Annotated in this window: 23 protein-coding genes and 2 pseudogenes; 16 read left to right on the top strand and 9 right to left on the bottom strand. The window is 70.9% G+C overall.

Translation table 11 applies throughout. The features are described 5' to 3' along the window. The 4 genes and pseudogenes from AB0I88_RS26250 to AB0I88_RS26235 all read left to right on the top strand — a co-directional run. Positions 1 to 706, top strand: a pseudogene (locus tag AB0I88_RS26250) (EAL domain-containing protein); the annotation flags it as partial. Then, the gene (locus AB0I88_RS26245; RefSeq protein WP_361029802.1) at positions 703 to 2,052 is read left to right on the top strand and encodes an MFS transporter; all 1,350 of its coding nucleotides are present in this window, start codon (positions 703 to 705) and stop codon (positions 2,050 to 2,052) included. The pseudogene AB0I88_RS26250 and the gene AB0I88_RS26245, both read left to right, overlap by 4 nt. Positions 2,053 to 2,127: 75 nt before the next feature. Beyond that, positions 2,128 to 3,108: a hypothetical protein gene (locus AB0I88_RS26240; protein WP_361029800.1), complete on the top strand. Its 981-nt coding sequence runs from the start codon at positions 2,128 to 2,130 to the stop codon at positions 3,106 to 3,108. Further along, positions 3,024 to 3,581, top strand: coding sequence for a GGDEF domain-containing protein (locus tag AB0I88_RS26235; protein ID WP_361029797.1), 558 nt, complete (start codon positions 3,024 to 3,026; stop codon positions 3,579 to 3,581). Before AB0I88_RS26240 ends, AB0I88_RS26235 begins: the two co-directional genes overlap by 85 nt. Before the next feature lie 43 nt (positions 3,582 to 3,624). Here the strand turns inward: AB0I88_RS26235 and gndA are convergent, their stop codons facing one another. Then, positions 3,625 to 5,064 carry an NADP-dependent phosphogluconate dehydrogenase gene (gndA, locus tag AB0I88_RS26230; RefSeq protein ID WP_361029794.1) on the bottom strand — a complete coding sequence of 480 codons (1,440 nt, stop codon included), beginning with the start codon at positions 5,062 to 5,064 and terminating at the stop codon, positions 3,625 to 3,627. 80 nt (positions 5,065 to 5,144) lie between these two features. Next, positions 5,145 to 5,351, bottom strand: coding sequence for a hypothetical protein (locus AB0I88_RS26225; RefSeq protein WP_361029791.1), 207 nt, complete (start codon positions 5,349 to 5,351; stop codon positions 5,145 to 5,147). An 84-nt stretch (positions 5,352 to 5,435) separates the two neighbouring features. Here AB0I88_RS26225 and AB0I88_RS26220 point away from each other — a divergent pair, with 84 nt between their 5' ends. From AB0I88_RS26220 to AB0I88_RS26200, 5 genes are all read left to right on the top strand, one after another. Beyond that, a complete protein-coding gene (locus tag AB0I88_RS26220; RefSeq protein ID WP_361029788.1) occupies positions 5,436 to 5,813 on the top strand; it encodes a type II toxin-antitoxin system PemK/MazF family toxin in 378 nt (125 codons plus the stop codon). Between the two features lie 620 nt (positions 5,814 to 6,433). Then, positions 6,434 to 7,921: a SpoIIE family protein phosphatase gene (locus AB0I88_RS26215; protein ID WP_361029785.1), complete on the top strand. Its 1,488-nt coding sequence runs from the start codon at positions 6,434 to 6,436 to the stop codon at positions 7,919 to 7,921. A 13-nt stretch (positions 7,922 to 7,934) separates the two neighbouring features. Then, positions 7,935 to 8,213 carry a sulfurtransferase TusA family protein gene (locus AB0I88_RS26210; protein WP_361029782.1) on the top strand — a complete coding sequence of 93 codons (279 nt, stop codon included), beginning with the start codon at positions 7,935 to 7,937 and terminating at the stop codon, positions 8,211 to 8,213. 28 nt (positions 8,214 to 8,241) lie between these two features. Next, positions 8,242 to 9,501: an erythromycin esterase family protein gene (locus AB0I88_RS26205; protein WP_361029779.1), complete on the top strand. Its 1,260-nt coding sequence runs from the start codon at positions 8,242 to 8,244 to the stop codon at positions 9,499 to 9,501. Positions 9,502 to 9,690: 189 nt separating this feature from the next. Then, on the top strand, positions 9,691 to 10,788 hold the full coding sequence (locus AB0I88_RS26200) for an alpha/beta fold hydrolase (protein ID WP_361029776.1): 1,098 nt from the start codon (positions 9,691 to 9,693) through the stop codon (positions 10,786 to 10,788). A gap of 25 nt (positions 10,789 to 10,813) precedes the next feature. On the opposite strand, the gene AB0I88_RS26195 is transcribed toward AB0I88_RS26200, so the two are convergent. Then, the gene (locus tag AB0I88_RS26195; RefSeq protein WP_361029773.1) at positions 10,814 to 11,599 is read right to left on the bottom strand and encodes a methyltransferase domain-containing protein; all 786 of its coding nucleotides are present in this window, start codon (positions 11,597 to 11,599) and stop codon (positions 10,814 to 10,816) included. A 355-nt stretch (positions 11,600 to 11,954) separates the two neighbouring features. Here AB0I88_RS26195 and AB0I88_RS26190 point away from each other — a divergent pair, with 355 nt between their 5' ends. After that, positions 11,955 to 12,500: a hypothetical protein gene (locus tag AB0I88_RS26190; RefSeq protein ID WP_361029771.1), complete on the top strand. Its 546-nt coding sequence runs from the start codon at positions 11,955 to 11,957 to the stop codon at positions 12,498 to 12,500. A gap of 76 nt (positions 12,501 to 12,576) precedes the next feature. Here the strand turns inward: AB0I88_RS26190 and AB0I88_RS26185 are convergent, their stop codons facing one another. After that, positions 12,577 to 13,395: an alpha/beta hydrolase gene (locus tag AB0I88_RS26185; RefSeq protein WP_361029768.1), complete on the bottom strand. Its 819-nt coding sequence runs from the start codon at positions 13,393 to 13,395 to the stop codon at positions 12,577 to 12,579. A gap of 229 nt (positions 13,396 to 13,624) precedes the next feature. Between AB0I88_RS26185 and glgX the strand changes: the two genes are divergently transcribed. Then, positions 13,625 to 15,733: a glycogen debranching protein GlgX gene (gene glgX, locus AB0I88_RS26180; RefSeq protein WP_361029765.1), complete on the top strand. Its 2,109-nt coding sequence runs from the start codon at positions 13,625 to 13,627 to the stop codon at positions 15,731 to 15,733. A gap of 3 nt (positions 15,734 to 15,736) precedes the next feature. Here the strand turns inward: glgX and AB0I88_RS26175 are convergent, their stop codons facing one another. Together AB0I88_RS26175 and AB0I88_RS26170 are read right to left on the bottom strand one after the other, a co-directional pair. Then, positions 15,737 to 16,072 (bottom strand): VOC family protein, encoded by a 336-nt coding sequence (locus AB0I88_RS26175; RefSeq protein WP_361029762.1) that lies wholly within the window; start codon positions 16,070 to 16,072, stop codon positions 15,737 to 15,739. Beyond that, positions 16,051 to 16,407 (bottom strand): MerR family transcriptional regulator, encoded by a 357-nt coding sequence (locus tag AB0I88_RS26170; RefSeq protein ID WP_361029759.1) that lies wholly within the window; start codon positions 16,405 to 16,407, stop codon positions 16,051 to 16,053. Before AB0I88_RS26170 ends, AB0I88_RS26175 begins: the two co-directional genes overlap by 22 nt. A 77-nt stretch (positions 16,408 to 16,484) precedes the next feature. Here AB0I88_RS26170 and AB0I88_RS26165 point away from each other — a divergent pair, with 77 nt between their 5' ends. The 4 genes and pseudogenes from AB0I88_RS26165 to AB0I88_RS26150 form a co-directional block, all read left to right on the top strand. Then, positions 16,485 to 17,558, top strand: a complete 1,074-nt coding sequence (locus AB0I88_RS26165; protein ID WP_361029756.1) for a glycoside hydrolase family 32 protein — start codon at positions 16,485 to 16,487, stop codon at positions 17,556 to 17,558. Positions 17,559 to 17,631: 73 nt separating this feature from the next. Then, entirely contained in the window at positions 17,632 to 18,027 is a 396-nt protein-coding gene (locus AB0I88_RS26160; RefSeq protein ID WP_361029753.1) for a ChaB family protein, read from the top strand. Next, the gene (locus AB0I88_RS26155; protein ID WP_361029750.1) at positions 18,020 to 18,436 is read left to right on the top strand and encodes a DUF1810 domain-containing protein; all 417 of its coding nucleotides are present in this window, start codon (positions 18,020 to 18,022) and stop codon (positions 18,434 to 18,436) included. The genes AB0I88_RS26160 and AB0I88_RS26155 overlap by 8 nt, the downstream gene beginning before the upstream one ends. A 249-nt stretch (positions 18,437 to 18,685) precedes the next feature. Continuing rightward, positions 18,686 to 18,895 (top strand): annotated as a pseudogene (locus AB0I88_RS26150) (transposase); the annotation flags it as partial. A gap of 211 nt (positions 18,896 to 19,106) precedes the next feature. Here the strand turns inward: AB0I88_RS26150 and AB0I88_RS26145 are convergent. The 3 genes from AB0I88_RS26145 to AB0I88_RS26135 all read right to left on the bottom strand — a co-directional run bounded on the left by AB0I88_RS26145 (position 19,107) and on the right by AB0I88_RS26135 (position 21,205). Beyond that, the gene (locus AB0I88_RS26145) at positions 19,107 to 19,604 is read right to left on the bottom strand and encodes a glyoxalase (RefSeq protein WP_361029747.1); all 498 of its coding nucleotides are present in this window, start codon (positions 19,602 to 19,604) and stop codon (positions 19,107 to 19,109) included. A 252-nt stretch (positions 19,605 to 19,856) separates the two neighbouring features. Beyond that, the gene (locus tag AB0I88_RS26140) at positions 19,857 to 20,357 is read right to left on the bottom strand and encodes a hypothetical protein (protein WP_361029744.1); all 501 of its coding nucleotides are present in this window, start codon (positions 20,355 to 20,357) and stop codon (positions 19,857 to 19,859) included. Between the two features lie 209 nt (positions 20,358 to 20,566). Further along, on the bottom strand, positions 20,567 to 21,205 hold the full coding sequence (locus tag AB0I88_RS26135; protein WP_361029741.1) for an HNH endonuclease family protein: 639 nt from the start codon (positions 21,203 to 21,205) through the stop codon (positions 20,567 to 20,569). A 391-nt stretch (positions 21,206 to 21,596) separates the two neighbouring features. On the opposite strand from AB0I88_RS26135, the gene AB0I88_RS26130 reads away from it, so the two are divergent. Next, positions 21,597 to 22,508: a 5'-3' exonuclease gene (locus AB0I88_RS26130; protein WP_361029739.1), complete on the top strand. Its 912-nt coding sequence runs from the start codon at positions 21,597 to 21,599 to the stop codon at positions 22,506 to 22,508. Positions 22,509 to 22,579 lie beyond the last annotated feature (71 nt).

Below are 22,579 nucleotides of genomic sequence, written 5' to 3'. Positions count from 1 at the left end.
CCGGAACGCGGGTTCGTCTCGCCCGGCGACTTCATCCCGGTCGCCGAACGGTCCGGCCTGATCGTGCCGCTCGGCGCGTGGGTGCTGCGCGAGGCCTGCGAGCAGCTGGCCCGCTGGCATGCCGGGCACGGCGACGGCGTGGTCGAGGCGGTGAACGTCAACGTGGCGGTCCGGCAACTGCGCGAGGCCGGTTTCGTCGACGAGGTCGCGTCCGTGCTCTCCCAGACCGGGCTCACCCCGCGCAACCTGATCCTGGAGGTCACCGAGTCGTCGGTGATCGACGGCTGGCAGGTGCAGGAGACTCTCCAGGCGCTGCACGAGATGGGCGTACGCCTCGCGCTCGACGACTTCGGCACCGGACAGTCGTCGCTGAGCCTGCTGCGGGCCTTCCCGGTGGACGTGCTGAAACTGGACAAGTCGTTTGTCGACGGGATCGCCGACGGCGCCGACCGGGGCCGCCTCGCGGTCGCCGCCGCGGTCGCCCAGCTCGCCGAGCACCTCCAGCTCAAAGCGGTGGCCGAAGGCATCGAGAACCAGGAGCAGCTGGAGCGGCTGCGCGACATGGGCTACCGGTACGGGCAGGGCTTCTTCATGGCCCGGCCGCTGCCACCGGACCAGTGCGGCGCGCTGATGGCCGCCGACCCGGTCCGTGCCTGAAACGGACTGGACCTCAAGCGGGGTCCAGGTAATACCGTGCATCCCATGACCGTCGTCACGGGGCATGTCCGAACCTTCTACCAGCTGCTGTTCAACACGCTGCTGGTGTCGGTCATCAACTTCACCGTCTGGTTCGCCGTCACCTTCTGGGTGTACCTCCAGACGAAGTCGGTGTTCGCGACCGGCGTGATCTCCGGCATCTTCCTGGTGCTGACCGCGCTGACCGGCATCTGGTTCGGCAGCCTCGTCGACGGCCACCGCAAGAGGACCGCGTTGCAGGGTTCGGCGCTGGCGTCCCTGACGCTGTACGGCGCCGCCTTCGCGGTCCACCAGGCCGTTCCGGAGGCCGCGTTCCACGACCCGGCCGACGCCCGGCTCTGGGCGTTCGTGCTGCTGCTGATGTTCGGGGTGATCGCCGGCAACATCCGTACCATCGCGCTGCCCACCCTGGTCACCCTGCTCATCGACGCCGACCGCCGGGACCGCGCCAACGGCCTGGTCGGCACCGTCTCCGGCACCAGCTTCCTGGTCACCTCGGTGATCAGCGGCGTCCTGGTGGCCTTCGACGGCATGTTCTCGGTGCTGGTGCTGGCCGTGACCGTGCTCGCGCTGTCGCTGGCCCACCTCGCGTTCGTGCGCATCCCGGAACGAGAGCCGGAACACTCCGAGGCCGCGAAACCCGGCGTCGACCTGCGCGGCACCGTCCGGATCATCGCCGGGGTGCCGGGGCTGACCGCCCTCATCCTGTTCAGCACGTTCAACAACTTCCTCGGCGGCGTGTTCATGGCCCTCGCCGACGCCTACGGGCTGTCGCTCGTGTCGGTGCAGACGTGGGGCCTGCTGTGGGGCGTGATCAGCACCGGATTCATCCTCGGCGGGCTGCTGGTGTCGCGTACCGGCCTGGGGTCCCGCCCGGTGCGGCTGCTCCTGCTGCTCAACGTCGCCCTGTGGGTGATCATCGTGGTCTTCCCGATCTGGGCGTCGATCATCCCGATGGCCGTCGGCATGTACCTGTACATGCTGCTCATGCCGTACGCCGAGGCCGCCGAGCAGACCATCCTGCAGCGCGTGGTGCCCTACGAGCGGCAGGGGCGGGTCTTCGGCCTGGCGCAGAGCGTGGAACAGGCCGCCTCCCCGCTGACCGCCTTCCTGATCTCGCCGATCACCCAGTTCGTGTTCATCCCGTTCATGAGCGACGGCGGCGCCGGCGCGGACGCCATCGGATCCTGGTTCGGCACCGGCGCCGACCGCGGCATGGCCCTGGTCTTCATCCTGACCGGCCTGATCGGCGTGGTCGCCACCGTCCTCGCCCTGGCCAGCCGCCCCTACCGGGCACTGAGCCGGCGGGTCGGCGGCGGCACGCCGGCCGCCGAACCCGCCCCGGCGACCACCTGACCGGTTTCCCTCAGCTCCGGCCGCCTCCGGTCGATCGTTCAACCAGGGAGGCAGCCGGGTGGAGAGAGGGAGCCCGTGATCCGTTGGCCGTGTGCGGCGGCGCCCGCCTGGCCCGTCCACGCGGGGTTCCTCGGCCTGTCGGCGGCCGCGGGCACGGCGTACGCGCTGGCCGGCGACGAACCGCGAACCGTCGTCTTCGCGCTGATGACGGCCGTCCCGATCATCACGTACCTGCTCGCCCTCGGCGCCGGGCACCTGACCGACCGCCTCCCGTGGCTGACCGCCACCGCCGGCCTGGGACTCCTGGCCCTCGGCACGGCGTGGTGGCCGGACTGGATCTCCGGGCACCACCTCGGCCGGGCCGAAGGCTCACCCACCGACCTCGTGATGGCCGCCGCCCACCTGCTGTTCCTGATCGGCACGGCGACCGCGCTGCGCCGGCACGGGCAGAACGACCCCGGGGGCCTGCTCGACGCGGCGCTCATCGGCCTCTGCGCCGCCGGCCCGCTCTGGGAATGGCTGATCCGGCCGAACCTGCCGCCGGAAGCCACCGTGCTCGGCGAGGCGCTGCTGCTGTCCGACCTGCTGCTGCTCTCCGCCGTGCTGGGCTGCCTGCTGCGGATCGGTGTCACCGCCCCGAAAGCCCGCGGCCCGATCGCCTGCCTGATGCTCTCCGCCGTGCTCACCCTGGCGTGCGACGTGGTCGCCGTGCTCACCGTGGACGGCGACTACGTCTGGACCGGCGGGATGATGATGATCGCCTACCTGGCCGTCGCGGCCGGACCGGTGCTGCCGACCGGTGGGCACATCACCCAGCCGGCGCCCGCCCCGGCCACCGTCCGGCACCCGCCGCTCGGCTGGCTCGGCGCCGCCCTCTGCGCCAACCCGCTGATCGCCGCGGTCCAGGCCGCCCGGGGTGACGCCCCCGCCAGCGTGGTGCTGCCGGTCAGACGTTGCTGGTGGTGCCGGTGGTGGTGCTGCGGCTGCGGCTGCTCTCCGCGCAGCGGGCCCGGGCCGAACGCACCCTCGCCTACCAGGCCCACCACGACGAACTGACCGGCCTGTACAACCGGCGGCACATCGTCGCCCGGATCGACGAGGAGATGCGGGTCCTGGACAGCGGGCGGCTCGCCGAGGTCACCCTGATGCTGTGTGATCTGGACGGCTTCAAACCGGTCAACGACCGGATGGGCCACCAGGCCGGCGACATGGTGCTCCAGGAGGTCGCCCGGCGGCTCACCGCGGCGGTCCGCGAACAGGACCTGGTCGGCCGGCTCGGCGGCGACGAGTTCGTGCTCCTGCTGCGCGGAGAGTACCCGGCCGGCGGCGTGCCGATCGCCGACCGGATCACCGAGTCGCTGCGGGCGCCGATCGACGTGGCCGGCACGGACGTGCACATCGGGGCCTCGGTCGGCACGGCGGTCGCCCGGGCCGGCGCCGGCCTCGACCGGGAGACCCTGATCGCGCAAGCCGACGCCGCCATGTACGCGGTGAAAGCCCGCCGCCGGGCCGTCCCCGAACCGGTCTGACCGGCCCGGCCGTCACCGGCCGGGCCCGGCCTGTCGACTCGGATCAGGCGCCGACCTCGGGGCGGCCCTCAGCGGCCCACAGGGTGTGGAACGAGCCCGGCTTGTCCACCCGGTGGTAGGTGTGCGCCCCGAAGAAGTCCCGCTGCCCCTGGATCAGGGCGGCCGGCAGGCGCTCGGCGCGCAGGCTGTCGTAGTAGGCCAGCGCCGACGAGAATCCCGGCGCCGGGATGCCCTGCTGGGCGGCGGTCACCGCGACCCGGCGCCACGCGTCCTGCGCGCCGGCCACCGCGTCCTGGAAGTACTGGTCCACGAGCAGCGTCGGCAGCGACGGGTTCTTGTCGTACGCCTGCTTGATGAAGTCCAGGAACTTGGCGCGGATGATGCAGCCGGCCCGCCAGATCTTCGCCATGGCGCCCGGGTCGATGTCCCAGCCGTACTCCTTGCTGGCGGCCTGGATCTGCTGGAACCCCTGCGCGTAGGCGACGATCTTGGAGGCGAACAGGGCCTGCTCGACATCCGCCACCAGGTCACCGGCGTGCGAGCCGGCCGACGCCGACGGGCCGGGCAGACCGGCGCTGACCGCCGCCGCACGTTCGGTCACACCACCGGAGATGGCACGGGCGAACACCGACTCGGCGATCCCGGACACCGGCACACCCAGGTCCAGGGCGGCCTGCACGGTCCAGCGGCCGGTGCCCTTCTGCTCGGCCCGGTCCAGCACGACGTCCACGAACGGCTTGCCGGTGTCCGCGTCGACCTGCTTGAGCACCTCGGCGGTGATCTCGATCAGGTACGAGCCCAGCCGGCCCTCGTTCCACTGCGAGAACACACCGGCGATCTCCTGCGGGGAGAGGCCGCCCACCTGGCGCAGCAGGTCGTACGCCTCCGCGATCAGCTGCATGTCGGCGTACTCGATGCCGTTGTGCACCATCTTCACGAAATGGCCGGCGCCGTCCGGGCCGACGTGCACGCAGCACGGCTCACCGTCCACCTTCGCCGAGATGTCCTCCAGCAGCGGGCCGAGAGCCTCGTACGACTCCTTCGGGCCGCCCGGCATGATGCTCGGGCCGTGCAGGGCGCCCTCCTCGCCACCGGAGACGCCGGCGCCCACGAAGTGCAGGCCCTTCGCCTTCAGCGCGGCCTCACGGCGCCGGGTGTCCGCGTAGTGCGCGTTGCCCGCGTCGATCAGCATGTCGCCCTCCTCCAGCAGCGGGGCGAACTCGTCGATCACGGCGTCGGTGGCCGGGCCGGCCTTCACCATGATGACCACGCGGCGCGGGCGCTCCAGGCTCGCCACGAACTGCTCGGGGGTCTCGGCCGGCAGAAAGTCGCCCTCGTGGCCGAACTCCTCGACGAGTTCCTTGGTGCGGCCGTAGGAGCGGTTGTGCAACGCCACGGTGTGCCCGTGCCGGGCGAAGTTACGGGCCAGGTTGCGGCCCATCACCGCCAGGCCGGTGACTCCGATCTGCGCCTTCTGCGACATCGTTTCTACGTCCTTCCTCGTTACCCGCCCGTTACGGGCCCCGCGGTCATTCTTACGGGATCGGCCGGGCGTTGGTTCGATCACGCCCAGGGCGTCCACGTGGTGAACAGCTCGGTTTCCGCCACGGTGCCGCTGATCGGCCGGGTGCCGCGAACCACGGACCGGTGGCCGCGCCGCCGGTGCTGTTCACTCTCGCGGTGCGCGCCGTTCCGGTCGGCACCGGCGCCGGCGCCGTCCGGTCCGGCGCCCGGACCGGTGCCGGCGACCTGATCCGCCGGGCTGATCAAGCCCGGTACCAGCACAAAGCCGACCGGTTGGCGGCTCGAACGATTGTTGCCGATGCGCGGGCGGGGCGAGCGCGGGGGAGATCGGTGCGGCGGTACGCTTCCTGCCATGCCGATCCGGACCGTGCCGACATCCGGGTCGTCGCCGGTATGAGACGCGGCGAGATCTGGACGATCGGTGACCGCGCCGACCTGCGCTACCGCGTCCTCGTCCTCTCCGGTGACAGCTACAACGAGCGCGGCAACGCGGCGCCGTTCTGCGCCCCGATAGTCCGTCAGCGCGGCGTCACGGAGCTTCCCCCGTACGCGGTGGCCCTCACCGAACAGGACCCGATCACCGGCGTGGTCGTCGTCAACCGCATGCGCCGCCTTCCCGCCTCCACCGGCGCCGAGCGCATCGGCATGGTCACCGGCGCCAGCATGTCCCGTCTCGCCGAGGCGATGCGCGACCTCTTCGAGCTCTGATCCCGCCGCCGTCCGGGCATGCCGCGGCCTCGTCCGCCGTTCGCGGCCCTTCCCGGTACGTCGCGCTCGCGGGTGCGGCGCCGGCCTCGTCTGCCGAGCACGGCCCCTCGCGGTGCGTCGCGCTCGCGGGTGCGGCGCCGGCCTCGTTCGCCGAGCACGGCCCTTTCCGGTACGCCGTGGGACGCCCCCGCAGAGTCCGCCCGTCCCGCCGGGCCACGCGAGCGGCTGCCGAGCCGGGCCCGTGCCGCGCCCGCCGGGCTGAGCTGCTCGCTCACCCTCGCGTGCGGTTCGAGGGCGCCACGGGAAAGGGTGACGGCAGGCTCCGGCCCGGCGGCCGCGTCCTCGGCCGGGACGCCGCGGTGAGACCGCGCGGCTCGGCGGAACGGGCGGATTCGGTGGGGGCGTCCCACGGCGTACCGAAAATCGCTTATGGACCGAACGTCGGACGCTCGTCCGGGTGACCCGCACGACCCGGTGCCAGCCGTGGGCGCCCGCCCGGATGATCGGGGGATGCCGGGGCGCGGTGAGCAGGCGTAAGCAGGAAACCCGGAGCGAGCGGGGAGGTCGCTGTGGGAACGCGGATGATGAGCGGGGCACGGGGTGGGCCCGAGAAGGACGCGATGCCGGCGGCAGGCCCGTTCGCGCCGTGGCTGGCGACCGTGCGGGGGGTGCTGGACTCGTTGCCGGGGATGGCCGCCTTCCTGCTCGCGGAGCTCGACGGCGACGGCCGCCTGACCGATCTGGTGTGGGCGGCGGCCAGCCCGGAGGCGGTGATCTCGGACGGGCGGCCCGGCTCGCAGCTGATCGGGATGCCGATCGGCGACATCCATCCGGCGGTGGTCGCCGAGGATCGCTGGACGTCCTGCCAGCGGGTGCTGGACACCGGTGAGCCGGCTGATCTGGGTGCCGTGCGGATCGGCGACGACGAGTTCACGGTGCGGGCCCGGCGGCTCGGGCCGGGGCTGCTGCTCAGCTGGGAGCGCCGGGACGGCATGGACCGGTTCGACGGCATGGAGCAGCTCGGCAACCTCGGGTGGGGGGAGTGGGACCTGGTCAGCGGCGACATCTACTGGTCGCCGCAGCTGTACCGGATCTACGAGCGCGACCCGCGGCTCGGCCCGCTCGGGGAGGACGAGGCGGAGCGGATCGTGGTCGAGGAGGACCGGCCGTTGCGGGACGCCGCGAAGCAGGCGTTCGAGCGCAACGAGCGGGTCGACGTGATCAACCGGGTGCGGATCGGCGGGCGGATCAAGCATCTGCGGATGGTCGTCGACGCGGTCCGCGACGCCGCCGGCCGGCCGCTGCGGATCTGCGGGATCGTGCAGGACGTCACCGAGCAGCAGCTCAGCGTGGAACGGCTGGCCGAGGTCGAGCGCACCCTGGCCGCCGAGCACGAGCTGGCCGCCCGCCTCCAGCGGATCATCCTGCCGATCCCGGCGGAGCCGATCGACCTGCCCGGGCTGCGGGTGGCGGTGCGCTACCTGCCGGCCGGGCAGGAGACGCTGGTCGGCGGCGACTGGTACCACGCGGCGGCGTTGCGGGACGGCTCGGTGCTGCTGGCGGTCGGCGACGTCGCCGGGCACGGCACCCACGCGGCCACCACGATGGCCCAGCTCCGGCACGCGCTGCGGGCTCTCGCCGTGGTCACCAACGATCCCGGCACCCTTCTGGAACACCTGAACAGGCTGACCTGCGAGCTGGAGGCGGAGACCCCGGAGCTGTCGGCCACCGCGGTGGTGGCCCGCTTCGACCCGGCCCGGGAGGAGCTGGTGTGGGCGCAGGCCGGGCATCCGCCGCCGCTGCTGAGCCGGGGCGGGCACACGGCGCCGCTGGCCCGCCCGCCCGGCCCGATGCTCGGGGTGGTCGACGACGCCCGGTACAGCGACGCGGTGCTGTCCTTCTCACCCGGTGACGTGCTGCTGCTCTACACCGACGGTCTGGTCGAGCACCGGCGGCGCAGCATGGACGTGGGCCTGGAAGCGGTGATCAGCACGGTCGACGACGCGGTGCGGGCCAGCCCGCAGCAGCCGCTCGCCGAGCTGCTGGCCCGGTTGCGGCGCGCCAACCCGGACGACGACACCTGCATCCTGGCGGCCCGGCCCCGGTAGGCATGATCAGGGAATGGAATCCCCAGTCGTCCTGGACGGCGGTGACCGCCGCTGTGTGCTGCTGCTGATCGAGCTGCGGAAGCTGACCACCACGCTGGCCGGCGGGACGGTGATCCACCTGCTGGCCACCGATCCGGCCGCCCCGATCGACCTGCCGGCCTGGTGCCATCTGACCGGGCACGAGTACCTGGGGCCGGTCGAGGGGCACCCCGGTCCGGCGTACGGGGTCCGGGTGACGGCCGGCGCCGCGGCGACCCGAGCCGACCGGCCGTGGCATAAATCGGACGTATAGCCGGGTTCCGGCCGGGTATCCGCCCGGAATGATCCGGTACGGGGATGACGTGGCCTCGATCGCCCGGCCGCTGCGCGATCCGGGGGACCTGGAGATCCTCCTGGAACGGGCGGCCGCCGCGCGGGTCGTGATGATCGGCGAGGCCACCCACGGGACGCACGAGTTCTACCACTGGCGGGCCGAGCTGACGAAGCGGCTGATCGCCGAATGCGGGTTCTCCTTCGTCGCGGTGGAGGGAGACTGGCCGGACTGCGAGCGGGTGAACGCCGCGGTCCGCGACGTGCCCGCCGACCCGCGGTCCGCGCTGATCCGCTACGACCGCTGGCCCACCTGGATGTGGGCCAACGAGGAGACCGTCGATTTCACCCGCTGGCTGCACGGCGTCAACGAGCGGCGGCCGCCGGACGACCGGGCCGGTTTCCACGGGCTGGACGTGTACTCGCTGTGGGAGTCGATGCGGGAGATCCTCACCTGGCTGCGCGAGCACGACCCGGATCTGGTGCCGGCGGCGCTGGACGCGTACCGGTGCTTCGAGCCGTACAACGAGGATCCGAACGCGTACGGCTGGGCCACCCAGTTCGTGCCCACGGGCTGCGAGAGCAAAGTGGTGGCGATGCTGGCCGCGGTCCGCGACCGGGACTTCGGGTTGCGGCAGAACGCCGAGGTGGTGGCCGGCGCGGAGAACTACTACCGGACCATGGTGCGCGGCGGCCCGGAAGCCTGGAACATCCGCGACCGGCACATGGTCCAGACCCTGGACCGGCTGTTGCGCCGTTACGGGCCGGCGTCGAAGGCGGTGGTGTGGGCGCACAACACGCACGTCGGCGACGCCCGGGCCACCGACCAGTCCCAGTACGGCGAGGTCACCCTCGGTCAGTTGGCCCGGGAACGGTTCGGCGACGCGCAGGTGCTGCTCGTCGGTTTCGGCACCTACCGCGGAACGGTGATCGCCGGGTCCGGTTGGGGACAGCCGATGGAGGTCATGGGCGTGCCCCCGGCGCGGCCCGGCTCCCTGGAGGAAGTCTTACACGAGGCCGCCCCGCCGTGCGGGTTGTTCGTTTTCCCGGATGAGGGCACGCGACCGGATCTGCTCACCACCGAGTTGCCGCACCGGGCGATCGGCGTGGTCTACAAACCGGCGCGGGAACGCTGGTCCAATTACGTGCCGACCGTGCTCGGTGAACGTTACGACGCGTTTCTGTGGTTCGGCGAGACGCGGGCGCTGCGGCCGCTGCACACTCTCCGGGTGGACGTGCACGAGCCGGAGACGTACCCCAGCGGTGTCTGATTAACACCATGAAGCGCCGGTTAAATGGATCTTTTGAATTTCGATGGCACATCGTTCTGTTGACGTGTGCCGATGCCCGAAAAGGCACGGACATGTGCCCGTGAATGCTGATCCACGGTGGGGGACAACGGTTTTAGGCTGTGGCCTCCAACGATCATCCATTTCGGATTCAGCAGAGAACGGGGTGCCATGAACAAGATCTCCCGACTCGTCCTCGCCGCGTTGATCGCCGCGTGCGGGGTGGTCGTCGCGACCGCCGGACCGGCGTACGCGACAGTGCCGGGATTCGTGCTCGGCTCGTCCACCGCGAGCCTGCCGCCGAGCTTGTCCGCTCTCGCCACCGGAAAGCGGATCCAGTACGTCACCACCAACGTGGGCGGCGGGCTCACCACCGCGACCGGCCTGGTCCTCACACCACGAGCCAACAAGAAGGACCGGGTCGTGGCCTGGGGGCACGGCACCACCGGGCTGGCCGACACCTGCGCGCCCTCCACCAACCAGGCGGTCTTCTGGGAGGAGGCCCGGATCGCCGTCGCCGAACTGCTCAGCCGCGGATGGACGGTGGCCGCGCCGGACTATCCCGGGCTCGGGACGCCACAGCAGCACCCCTACCTGATCGGGGCCAGCGCCGGCCGGTCGATGATCGACAACGTCCGGGCCGCCCGCAACCTCGACGCCGCCCTCTCCACCCAGTACGTCGTCGACGGCCACTCCCAGGGCGGCTCCGGCTCGCTGTTCGCCAGCCAGCTCGCCCCGTCCTACGACGGCAACCTGGTCCTCAAGGGCGCCGTGGCGATCGCCCCGCTCTCCAACGCGCAGGAGATCATCCCTTACATCCCGGGCAGCCCGGTGCAGGGTTACCTGGTGATGGCCCTCTACGGCGTCGCCGCCGTGGAACCGAGTTTCAAACCCGCCAACGTGCTGGCCGCTCCCGCAGAGGCCAAGCTCGGCGTCCTCCAATCCGGCTGCCTCTACCAGATCCTGGACGCCTACGACGACTTCACCGCCGAGCAGTTGGTCGAGGGCGGCGTCGTACCGGACCCGGTGATCGCCAAGATGGCCTCCTACGAGAACCCGCTACAGACCGCGCCCAGCTCACCGATCCTGCTCGTGCACGGCACCGAGGACGAGGCGGTCCCGTACTTCCTCTCCGAGATGCTGGCCGGGCAGATTCAGGCGTACGGGGTCTCGCTGACCTTCGAGACGATCGAGGGCGGCACCCACGACAGCGCCGTGATCGAGTCCGCCGACCTGGTCGCCGACTGGATCGCCGGCCGGTTCACCTGACGTCCCCGCGGCGGCGCCCGGTGGCTCAGCCCACCGGGCGCTCCGCCACGACCAGCCGGATCGTGGTGCTCATCGCCGGCGGGTCCGGCAGGACCGGGGCGAGCGCGGCGAGCAACTCGGGGCGGCGCTCGCCCGGGACCCGGCGCAGCACGGCCCGGCCGGCGTGCGAGTCCACCCAGGACAGGAAATTCTCCAGGTCGCGGAACTCACTGCGTACCGTGAGCTGGTCGATCCTCGGGACGGCGAAGCCGGCGTCGTCCACCGCCGACCGCAACGTGTCGTCGCTGTCGAACATCGCCGGAAGCCTCTCCTGCGGCGGCGCGTCGACGGCGTGCGCCGCGATGGTCCGCATCGCCTCCCGGTAGCGCGGGTCGAACGCCGCGAAGCAGCTGAACGCCAGCCGGCCACCCGGCCGCAGCAGCCGGTGGTAGGCGCGCAGCGCGGCCTCCGGATCCGGCAGGAAGAACAGCACCTGCCCGAGCGTCACCGCGTCGAACGAGCCCTCCGGGAAGTCCGGCGACTGCCCGTCGCCGACCTGGACGGCGACCTGCGGCAGCCCGGCCGTCGCGGCCCGGGTCAGGGCGACCATGGCCGGGGCCATGTCGATGCCGGTCACCGAGCCGGACTTCCCGGCCGCCGCGGCCGCCGGGAACAGCACCGCCCCGCGCCCACAGCCCACGTCGAGCACCCGCTCGCCGGCCCGGATCCCGGCGGCGGCGACCAGCGCCGACCCCATCGGCCCGAAGAACTCCACGCCGACGCTGTCGTAGTCCGCCGCTGCCGCATCGAAGACGTCATATGCTTTGGTCACCGGTTCAGAATGCATAACGAACGCGCGGATACGGCGCTCGCCCGGCGATCAGCTCGGTGAGTGCCGTCACGTAGGAGCAACCCAATCGGCTTCGGCGGCGACGTCGGCAAACGACGGTGGAGTGAACCGTGTCGCCCTGCCGCGTGCACTTCCTCCACGATCGGGCGTACAGGGATGTTCGCTGCCGCCGGAATGCCGTTGACTCGGCCGGGTTCCCGCAGATCAGCGAACCTTGATCGGAAACTCGCGTGACCCCAATCCCCTGCGGCCCGCCCGCCGTGCCGGCCCGCCGGTCGGCCCTCGCCATCGCGGTCGTCCTGTCGGGCGCCCGCTCGGCTGCCGTCTTGGCCGCCCGGTGACCGTCGGTGTGCTGTCGGCCCTGATCGTGGGCCTGGCCGTCCTGACGGCCGCCCTGCTCCTGGTCACCCTCCCAGCCGTCTCGTCCCGCCGCCGGCCCACCCCGCCGTCCACGCCTGCCTTCGCGCCCCGACCCGCGCCCGCGCCGGCGTTCGGGCCCGCTGCCGCGTCCGTGCCCGGGCCCGCATCCGGGCCTGCCGTGGCGGTTGCACCGTCAGCAGGTGACACGCCGACGTCGGTGCCCGCGATCGCGGCGATGCCCCCGCCGGGGCCCGTGCCGGACGGTTGGCGCGGGCTGTGCGCCGAGGCCGGTCCCGTGTGGGATCCCGAACTGTTCGGCGACCGTGAGCCGGGTGCCGGGCCGGTGGGTGGGACCGTGCCGGATCCGGGACCGTTCGGGTCCCGGGGCTGGATCGTGCCGGATCCGGGACCGTTCGGGTCCCGGGGCTGGATCGTGCTGGACCGGGAGTGGGCGGCGCTGGCCTGGGAGCCCTTCGCCGCGGAGGCCGGGGCCGCACCGGCATCGGGCCTCCCTCGACCGTGATCGCGGTGCCGAGCGGGTGGCCGGGCACCGCGCGGCGGACGCGACCTCGGCGGGCCGTGCGGGTGACCGGCGTGTTCTACGGGACGGGTACCGGGATCAGGTCGGCGAGGAGTTCGGGGAGGCCGGGGGAGAGGTAGACGTGGCCCATGCCCTCGACCACGTGCAGGCGGGCGCCGGGGATGGCCTCGGCCAGGGCCTCGGCGTGGTCGAGGGTGAAGATCGGGTCCTGGTCGCCGTGGATGATCACGGTCGGGACGGTGATCGCCGGCAGTGGCGTGCCCACGACCTTCTCATAGTCCATCAGGTGGTGGTGGGCGGCCGCGGACGGATCGGTGGCCCGCGCCCAGCAGTGTTCGAGCATCGCCCGGGTGGCCGGCTCGTCGAAGGGTCGGACGTCGCCGTTCATCACCCGGAAGAGGGCCACGTCCTTCTCCACGCCAGGCGGGTCGCCCGCCGTGTCGTCCAGATGCCGGCGGAAACGGGCGGTCGGCGGGCTGACCAGGCCCGGGGCGAGCGGGGTGGTGGAGAGCAGGGTCAGCGAACGGATCCGGCCGGGAGCGTGCGCGCCCAGCCACTGCGCGATCATGCCGCCCATCGACCCGCCGACCACGTGGGCGGACGGCAGACCGTAGGCGTCGAGGACGGCCAGGGCGTCGGCGGCCAGGTCGGTCAGGTCGTAGGGATCACGCTCGAAGTCCACGACGGTGGAGAGCCCGGTGTCGCGGTGGTCGTACCGGATCACCTGCACGCCGCGGGCGACGAGCCGGTCCACCATCGCGTCCGGCGTGGTGCAGCCCTGCGCGCAGGCGCCCGCTATCAGCAGAACGGCGGGATCGCCGGGATCCCCGGTTCGTTCGGTCCACAACCGCACCGGTCCTGCATCGACGAAGGCCATGAGGCCAGACTGTAGGCGACGGGGCGGTCCGGGTTGAACCGGATTTCCGTGCTCAGCCCGTACCGGAGATGGGTTTGCGGCGGACGGCCGTGGGAGATCGCCGAAGGGTGAACCGGACGGGGGCCGGCGTGGCGAGGCGCATGTCGGTTGTACCCGTCATCGAGAATCCTGATTCTGGGGATGTTGGTCACAGTTTCTTTGTAGGGCCGGATTGGGCAAGGTGGGGCGCATGCATATCTGGCCGGGCAACCCGTACCCGCTGGGAGCCACCTATGACGGTGGGGGCACCAACTTCGCCGTCTTCTCCGAGGCGGCCACCCGTGTCGAACTGTGCCTGTTCGACGACGACGGCAAGGAGACCCGGATCGAGCTGCCGGAACGGGAGGCGCTGGTCTGGCACGGATACCTGCCCCGGGTGGTGCCCGGGCAGCGGTACGGGTATCGGGTGCACGGGCCTTACGAGCCGTCCCAGGGGTTGCGGTGCAATCCCAGCAAACTGCTTCTCGATCCGTACGCCAAAGCCATCGACGGGGACTATCGGTGGGATCAGGCGCTTTTCTCGTACAATTTTGGGGATTTCGGCTCTTTCAACGATTTTGACTCCGCGCCCTTCTCGCCGCGGTCGGTCGTCATCAATCCCTATTTCGACTGGGGCAACGACCGGCCTCTCAAGATCCCCATGTGGGAGACGGTGATCTACGAGGCGCACGTCAAGGGCATGACGATCCGGCACCCGGACATCCCGGCGGACGTACGCGGCACCTACTCGGGACTCGCGCACCCTGTGATGATCAAGTATTTGAAGAACCTCGGCGTCACGGCCGTCGAGCTCATGCCGGTGCACCAGTTCGTCCACGACAGCGGGCTGATCGAGCGCGGGCTGACCAACTACTGGGGTTACAACACCATCGGGTTCTTCGCCCCGCACAACGGCTACTCGTCGTTCGCCGGCGGTGGCGGGCAGGTGCAGGAGTTCAAGGCCATGGTCAAAGCCCTGCACCAGGCCGGCATCGAGGTGATCCTGGACGTCGTCTACAACCACACGGCCGAAGGCAACCATCTGGGCCCCACGCTGTCGTTTCGGGGCATCGACAACCCGGCCTACTACCGGCTCGTCGAACCGGACAAGCAGTACTACTACGACACCACCGGCACCGGGAACAGCCTCAACGTCCGCCACCACGAGTCCCTGCGGCTGATCATGGACTCGCTGCGGTACTGGGTGACCGAGATGCACGTCGACGGCTTCCGGTTCGACCTGGCCGCCGCGCTGGCCCGCGAGTTCCACGAGGTGGACCGGCTCGCCGCGTTCTTCGACCTGGTCAACCAGGATCCGGTGGTGTCCCAGGTCAAGCTCATCGCCGAGCCGTGGGACGTCGGCGACGGCGGCTACCAGGTCGGCGGCTTCCCACCCAACTGGACCGAATGGAACGGCAAGTACCGCGACTCGGTCCGCGACTTCTGGCGCGGCGAGCCGTCCAGCCTCGGCGAGTTCGCCTCCCGGTTCACCGGCAGCTCCGACCTCTACCAGGACGACGGCCGCCGACCCATCGCGTCGATCAACTTCGTCACCGCGCACGACGGGTTCACCCTGCACGACCTGGTGTCGTACAACGAGAAGCACAACGACGCCAACGGCGAGGGCAACCGGGACGGCGAGAGCCACAACCGGTCCTGGAACTGCGGCGTCGAGGGCGAGAGCGACGACGCCGGTGTCATCGTGCTGCGTGAACGGCAGAAACGGAACTTCCTCGCCACCCTGCTGCTCAGCCAGGGCGTGCCGATGATCGCCCACGGCGACGAGCTCGGCCGCACCCAGCGCGGCAACAACAACGTCTACTGCCAGGACAACGAGATCGCCTGGGTCGACTGGGTGGAAGCCCGCAACGAGGACGTGCTCACCGGCTTCGTCCGGCGGCTGCTCAAACTGCGGGCCGACCACCCGATCTTCCGGCGGCGCCGGTTCTTCACCGGCGAACCGGCCGGTGACTCCAAACTGCCGGACATCGCCTGGCTGCGCCGCGACGGCCAGGTGATGACCGAGTCGGACTGGAACACCCGCAGCGGCATGACCATGACCGTCTTCCTCAACGGGCACGGCATCCCGGAACGCGACGCCCTCGGTGAGGAGATCGTGGACGCCTCGTTCCTGTTGCTGTTCAACCCCCTCGACGAGGACGTGGCGTTCACCCTGCCGGACCGCGACTACGGGCGGACGTGGGAGGTCGCCGCGAACACCGCCGACCCGCTGCTGGCCGCCAAACGCAAGACCGCGCGAGCCGGCGGGAAGTTCAGCGTCACCAGGCACAGCCTCGTCGTGCTGCGTTGCCGGTACTGAGGCTCACGCCTCCACGCAGAACTCGTTGCCCTCGGGGTCGGCCATGACGGTCAGCTCGCCCGGCGTCACCACGGTGGCGCCGAGCCCCGTCAGCCGGGCGACCTCGGCCGCCACGTCCCCGCCCGGTGCGCGCAGGTCGAAGTGCAACCGGTTCTTCGCGGTCTTCGGCTCCGGCACCCGCTGGAACCACAACGTGGGGGCGCCCCAGCCGGGCGCCTTCACGAGCGCCTTGCCGCTGGTCGACTCCCCGTCCAGCTCGCCGCCCAGCGCCCCGGCCCAGAACCGGGCCACCACCAGCGCGTCCGCGCAGTCGAAGGTCAAGCTCTTGACGAATACCATGCGATCTTCTCCCGGACTCGTCGCTGCTCCCGGCGCAGCTGCTCGATCTTTGCGTCGATCTCCTGATCGTGCTCACGCAACAGCGCCGTCCGCTGCTCGGCACCCTCGTCACCCGCCTGCAGCAGCTCGGCGAAGCGCCGCAGACGGGAGATCGGCATGCCGGAGTCACGCAGGCAGCGCAGGAGCCCCAGCCGGGACAGGTCGTCGTCGGAGAAGATCCGGCGGCCACTCGAGTTGCGCTGGATGCCGTGCAGCAACCCGATCTTCTCGTAGTAGCGGATGGTGTCGATGCTGACGCCGAGCCGTTCGGCTGTCTCACCCGGTGTGTAAGGCACGCTTGAGGTTAACCGTTTCACCGCTTTGGCAGCTGTCCCCACTGGTGCCGTGACACCGCCGGATGCTACGCAAAGGCATGGAACGCGTAGCGCGGCCCCGGCTGCACTTCACCCCCCGCACCGGCCAGGTCGGCGACCTCTTCGGCGTCCTCCCGGCCGACGGCCGTTACCAACTCTTCTACGAGCACCTCACCGGCGAGGCGCCGGCCTGGGGCTACGCGGTCTCCGACGACCTCATCCTGTGGACCGAGCAGGCGGTGGCCGCCCCGCCCGGCGGCCCCGGAACGGCCCGCTGCGGCGCGGTGGTGCCCGGACCGGACGGGCCGGTCCTCTTCCACACCCGGCCCGGCGGGGCGGTCTCCCGGGCCGTCGCGGCTCCCGGCTTCACCGCCTGGCTCGACGACCCGGCCGGGCCGCTGATAGCCGGGCCACCCTCCGGCGTCACCGAGATGCGTGACCCCTACGTCTGGTGGGCCGGCAGCGGCTGGCGGATGCTGCTCGGCGCCACGATGCGCGGCGGCGTCGCCACCGTCCTGCAATACCACTCCGCCGACCTCCTGCACTGGAGTTACGACGGGGTGATCGTCTCCCGCGAACAGGTCACCATGGGCTGCCCGCGGCTCTTCCCGCTGGACGGGGCCTGGGTGCTGCTCGTCTCCAGCGGCGACGAGGTCGACTACGCGATCGGTGGCTATGACGGCCTCCACTTCACACCACGCGCCTGGGGTGCCTTCGGACGGGGCCGCCTCGGCCCCACGGTCGCCTTCGTCGACTCCGCCGGCCGCCGCTGCGTGCTCGCCCGCCTCGGCGAGGCCGAAGCCAGCCCCGGGTCGGTCTGGGCGGGCTCGCTCAGCCTTCCCTGGGTCCTCTCGGTACGGCAGGACAGGCTGATCGCCACCCCCCACCCCAACCTGGACCCCTACCTGATCAGCGGCGCGGCCGGGCTGACCGCGGCCGGCGGCGAGGTCCGCGATCACGGCGAGCTGATCCTCACCATGCCGGCCGGCGGCGAGACGGTGCTCTTCGCCGACGCCGACATCGTCGAGGTCGCGGTCGAGGGCGTCAGCGGCCTCGGGGTGGCCCGACGCACCGGCCCGACCGCCTCCGGCGTCCGGTTCGCCCGCTTCGGCACCGCGCCGAAGGAGCTTTGACACGCCCCTGAGGCACCGTCACCGCCGAGCGGGTCCGAGTTTGCCGGAACCCGCCGCGGGCAACGTCTGGGGTATGCCTGGACGTGACGAACTACCCGAGACCCTCAAACGCTCCCCGAAGAAGGCGCAGGACACCTTCGTCAAGACCCACGACTCCGCCGTCGACCAGTACGGCGAGGGCGAGCGCGCCCACCGCACCGCCTTCTCCGCGGTCAAACACTCCTTCGAGAAGGTCGGCGACCACTGGGAGCCGAAAGCGAAGAAGGGGCCGAGTGACGCCAAGGCCGCCGGCGGGCGCGACACCGAAGCCCCGACCGCGGGCGGCGTGGACGCCAACGCCAGCAAGGAACATCTGCTGGGGCTGGCCCGCAAACTGGACATCTCCGGCCGCTCCAAGATGACGAAATCGGAGCTGGTCGAAGCGATCCAGAAAGCCAACGCCCGGGAGACGCGGCGCGCGCGTGGATGACCTGATCCGGTTCGTACGGGCGCAGGAGGGCGTCTTCGACCAGGCTCTCGCCGAGCTGAGGGCCGGCCGGAAACGCACCCACTGGATGTGGTTCGTCTTCCCGCAACTGGCCGGCCTGGGCTCCAGCCCGACCGCCCGCACCTACGCCATAACCGACCTGGGCGAAGCTCGTGACTATCTCGTCCACCCCCTGCTGGGACCGCGGCTGCTCCAGTGCGCCGAAGCGATGCTGGAGCACCGCGGCCGCACCGCCGAAGAGATCCTCGGATATCCCGACGACCTGAAACTGCGCTCGTCGATGACACTCTTCGCCCGCGCCGCCGACGACCCGGAGCTCTTCGAACGGGTGCTCGACCGCTACTACGACGGGCCCGATCAGCGTACGTTGGCGCTCCTCGGCGCACAGTAGGGAAAGCCCCACCCCGGAGGGCTTGTTCTCCTCATTACGCGGGCGGCCGGGCGGGACCAGGATCGCGGTATGAAATTGATCCGGTGGTCGATCAGCCAACACCCCTGTCGAAGTCCGAACTCCTGTGCACGGGCCGCCGAGGTGGAGCCGGGTTGGTGCAGTCGAGTTCAGACCTCTGGCTGGACCGGATTCCTATGCATTAACGTCGATTTGACCCGTGTTTCCTGTGCACGACGGTGAGGATCGGCGATGGACGTCCCAGGTGTGGTGACGGAACGCGGAGTGCTGACTGCGCCTTCGGAGGTGTGGCGGTTGGCGATACGCCGGGCCGAGGTGATCGGCCGGCTGGCCGACGGTGATGCCGTCGGGCATGCGGCGGCGGACGCGGCTGCTGGAGAGCTGGGTATTTCCCGTCGGCAGGTGTACGAGCTGCGGTGGCGGGCCGGATCGGGTGTGGTTGCGTACCCCACAACCACAGTAGGCCGGTGGGGCACCGCTCGGCGGTTTCTCCGCCGGGCGGTGCCCGGAGCGCATCAATCAGGGCGCAGAGAGCGAGTGGCCACCGGCCTTGGGCACGCGCGCTTCGCGTCGCTCATACCGCGTGCGTCGGACCGGCTCCACCTCGTCTTGGGAAAGTAGACCTCGTCTTGGGAAAGTAGTGAGACCGAAATCAGAACGCCAATGACCTCAGCGTCGAGTCCAGCGTGGTGAAGACCGGGTCGGACCCGCTGTCCCAGTCCGGGGTCGGGTCGGGCTGGCCCGGTGCGGGCGCCCAGAGCCACCAGATGTTGTGCCACGGGTCGAGCATCCTGGCGAGGGTCGTCTCGCCGTAGAACGGGATCGGTTGGGTAACGGTGGTGGCGCCGCGCGCTGTGCCCAGGTTCAGCACAGTCGCCACGTCGTGGACCCATACTTGAAGCAGGCCGGGTCTTGATGGCCAGCCGTCGAGGCGGTCGACCACCATGAGGTTGACGGTGCCGAGCCGCAGCTCGGCATGGACGAGTTTGCCGTCCGGCATGGGGGTTCTGGCTTCGATGGTCTCGGCGACACCGAAGACCTCGCTGACGAAGGTGATCAGGCTGGCCGCGTCGTCCACGATCACGAACGGGTTGAGCACGGCGCCACCGGCGGGAACCGACTGCGGCGCGAGCAGGACATCATCGATCATGCCCAGAGCCTCACAGCCAATGCGGTCAGTCCTTGACCGCTTGCGAAACGGCGGCCCGGCCCTCGCAGGAATGACCCATTCCTGCGAGCGGTAGCCGAAGCCACCGCGGCCGGCTCCAACACCCCCGTGCAGACGATCGCGGAATCCGACAACCCCGCCGGTGAGCCGGCCGGGGATGACCGTGACCGGTTCCGTCGTCCGATGACGCGGCCCGGTCTCCGGACCTGCCGGCGGCCGGGCCTGCTTCGCGGGTCAGTGCCAGTAGCGTTCCCCGACCTGCCGGGCCAGCAGTACCGGGCTGCCCAGCCGGGTGGCGAGATCCACGGCATCGATGATCCCGGCCTCGACGCCCGGCGCGGCAGTCTCGTTACGGAACCTCTGCTGGGCGGTCTGCGGCACGATCAGCCGCCATGGCTGATTGCTGTCCGGCGGGCAGGCCGCGGGCCATATCCGCATCACCGCACCGCCGGCGGCCACCACGGCACGCTTCTCCAGGATGTACAGCTGTGTGTGACCCATCGGGACGGCGATCTCGTGCTCCGGGGGCACCTCGACACCGGGCATAGTGCAGGTGAAGCCCCAATTCGTGCCGTAGATCAGCGATGTTTCGTCATGACTCACGTCGAACGCGGGAAGGCCCTCCGAGAACGCCCCGTCGTATGCATACGTCGACAGGTACGGAGGGATGAAGGACGCGGCGTCCGGAGACGTCCACGCCGTGCTGTCGGTGATCCGGCCCAGGTCGAACGTCACCGACCCATGATGGCAGCGGTGCGGTGGTGGGCGCTCGCCGGAGTGCCAGGCGGTCCCGGGTGGTCTCCGGCTGGGCGTGGGTGCTGTCCCGAACGTTCGGAGACAGCGCCCACGACCAGCTGAGAAGGTCTGTCACCTGAGTGCGGGCGCACGCCGGCCAGGCTGAACGGCGCCGGCGGACGGTGCCGGGTGGGACCGGCCGGCCGGAGTCAGCTGGAACAGGTGTTGAGCATGGTCTGGAGTGCGGTCTTCTCGGTCGACTGGAGCCGCAGCGACCAGTGGTACTTCACCGCGATCCACATCTTGGCGTAGGTGCAGCGGTACGAGCTGACCGACGGCTGCCACGTCGACGGGTCCTGGTCGCCCTTCGACTGGTTGACGTTGTCGGTGACGGCGATCAACTGCGGGCGGGTGAGGTCGTTGGCGAAGCTCTGCCGCTTGCTGGTGGTCCAGGCGCTGGCGCCGGAACGCCACGCCTCGGCCAGCGGGACCACGTGGTCGATGTCGACGTCGGACGCCGCGGTCCAGGTGGCGCCGTCGTACGGGGAGTACCACGAACCGGACGTCGCGGCGCACGCCGAGCTGGTGACCACGTTGGCGCCGTCCCGCTTCAGCACTGTCTCGCGGGTGTTGCAGGTGCCGGAGATGGTGATCCAGTGCGGGAAGAGTTCGCGGTCGTAGGTGCCCGCGTTCGCCTCGGCGGCCACGGTCAACGCGCTCAGGTAGGTCTGGGCGGTGGCCTTGGACGGGATGCCGGTGGGGGCGGCCTGGGCGGGGGAGGCCAGCAGACCGATGGTGATCAGGCCGGCGGTGAGGCCGGCAGCCAGGGGACGGGGGAAGAGGCGCATGTTACGGCTCCTTTGTGTCGTCCGAATCGGACGATAGAGATCTACGGGAGCCGAGCGTCGCGAGATGATGACGTTCGTGAATTTCTTGTGGCTGAACATAAAAGATCAAAGCCGAGCCGGAAACATTCCGTTCACAGAGATGACCGGCTGATGATCCGGTTCGGGGACCGCCGGGCCACCGGATCAGCCCGGTGGTCGCGCCACGGCCTGGAGCGGCAGTGCGGTCGCGGGGCACGGACGGGGCGGCCCCGGCTGCGGTCGGGCGCGGCGGCGCCCGTACCGGGAATGGGTGAAGCGCCCGCCCGGCAGAGGCGTGACGGGCGCGCGGCGCGGGCCACCCTCCGGAGATCGCCACTTGGGTGATTCGCCAGGCACGTCCTAGGGTGGGGCGGTGAGACCTCTGCTGGCCGTCGACGCCCCGAGCCTGTATTTCCGTGCCTTTCACGGTATTCCGGAGAAGGCGGCGCAGACCGCGGCCGGTGAGCCGGTGAACGCGATTCGCGGCTTCCTCGACATGCTCGCCCAGCTGATCCGCACCCGCCGGCCGGACCGGCTGGTGTGTGCGCTGGACGCGGACTGGCGGCCGGCGTGGCGGGTGGAGCTGGTGCCGTCGTACAAGAAGCACCGGGTCGCCCACGGTGACGTCGAGGAGGTGCCGGCGTCGCTGGAGCGGCAGATCCCCGTGCTGCTGGAGACGCTCGAGGCGATCGGCATCCCGGCGTTCGGGGTGAAGGGCTACGAGGCCGACGACGTGCTGGGCACACTGGCACACAGCCAGCCCGCCCCGGTCGAGGTGGTCTCCGGCGACCGTGACCTGTTCCAGCTGGTCGACGACGCCCGCGGGACCCGGCTGCTGTATTGCGGGCGGGGCGTGGCCAAGCTCGAGGATGCCGACGAGGCCCTGGTCCGGGCGAAATACGGGGTCGAGGCGCGGTGGTACGCGGACTTCGCCGCGATGCGCGGTGACCCCAGCGACGGTCTGCCGGGCGTGGCCGGCGTCGGCGAGAAGACGGCGGCCCGCTTGATCGAGAGGTACGGCGGAGTCGACCAGATCCTGGCCGCCCTCGACGACCCGGGCGCCGGTTTCGCCCCCGGCGTGCGGACGAGACTGCTCGCCTCCCGTGAGTACCTGGGCCGGGCCCTGCCGGTCTGCCGGGTCGCACTCGACGTGCCGCTGCCCGCCTTCGACGCGGCGTTGCCGAAAGCCCCGCGGGACCCGGAGGCGCTGCTGGCGCTGGCCGACCGGTGGAATCTGGCCGGTTCGGCGAGGCGCCTGGTGGACGCGATGGCGGCGGATCGGTAGCCGGACGGTTGCGACCGGGCGGGCCGTCTCAGGTCGGTCCCGGCGGATCCGATACGGCGAGTCGGCAACCC

This window comes from Actinoplanes sp. NPDC049802 (genome assembly GCF_040656595.1).
GTDB lineage: Bacteria > Actinomycetota > Actinomycetes > Mycobacteriales > Micromonosporaceae > Actinoplanes.
This window is presented reverse-complemented; position numbering and strand designations above follow the sequence as displayed.

Excerpts from the sequence above, each read along its gene's own strand:
- AB0I88_RS26160 (WP_361029753.1), top strand. The coding sequence starts at position 17,632 with ATGCCTGGACGTGACGAACTACCCGAGACCCTCAAACGCTCCCCGAAG.
- AB0I88_RS26245 (WP_361029802.1), top strand. The coding sequence starts at position 703 with ATGACCGTCGTCACGGGGCATGTCCGAACCTTCTACCAGCTGCTGTTC.
- AB0I88_RS26200 (WP_361029776.1), top strand. The coding sequence starts at position 9,691 with ATGAACAAGATCTCCCGACTCGTCCTCGCCGCGTTGATCGCCGCGTGC.
- gndA (WP_361029794.1), bottom strand. The coding sequence starts at position 5,064 with ATGTCGCAGAAGGCGCAGATCGGAGTCACCGGCCTGGCGGTGATGGGC.
- AB0I88_RS26215 (WP_361029785.1), top strand. The coding sequence starts at position 6,434 with ATGCCGGCGGCAGGCCCGTTCGCGCCGTGGCTGGCGACCGTGCGGGGG.
- AB0I88_RS26135 (WP_361029741.1), bottom strand. The coding sequence starts at position 21,205 with ATGCGCCTCTTCCCCCGTCCCCTGGCTGCCGGCCTCACCGCCGGCCTG.
- AB0I88_RS26185 (WP_361029768.1), bottom strand. The coding sequence starts at position 13,395 with ATGGCCTTCGTCGATGCAGGACCGGTGCGGTTGTGGACCGAACGAACC.
- AB0I88_RS26145 (WP_361029747.1), bottom strand. The coding sequence starts at position 19,604 with ATGATCGATGATGTCCTGCTCGCGCCGCAGTCGGTTCCCGCCGGTGGC.
- AB0I88_RS26205 (WP_361029779.1), top strand. The coding sequence starts at position 8,242 with ATGATCCGGTACGGGGATGACGTGGCCTCGATCGCCCGGCCGCTGCGC.
- AB0I88_RS26210 (WP_361029782.1), top strand. The coding sequence starts at position 7,935 with ATGGAATCCCCAGTCGTCCTGGACGGCGGTGACCGCCGCTGTGTGCTG.
- glgX (WP_361029765.1), top strand. The coding sequence starts at position 13,625 with ATGCATATCTGGCCGGGCAACCCGTACCCGCTGGGAGCCACCTATGAC.
- AB0I88_RS26165 (WP_361029756.1), top strand. The coding sequence starts at position 16,485 with ATGGAACGCGTAGCGCGGCCCCGGCTGCACTTCACCCCCCGCACCGGC.
- AB0I88_RS26175 (WP_361029762.1), bottom strand. The coding sequence starts at position 16,072 with ATGGTATTCGTCAAGAGCTTGACCTTCGACTGCGCGGACGCGCTGGTG.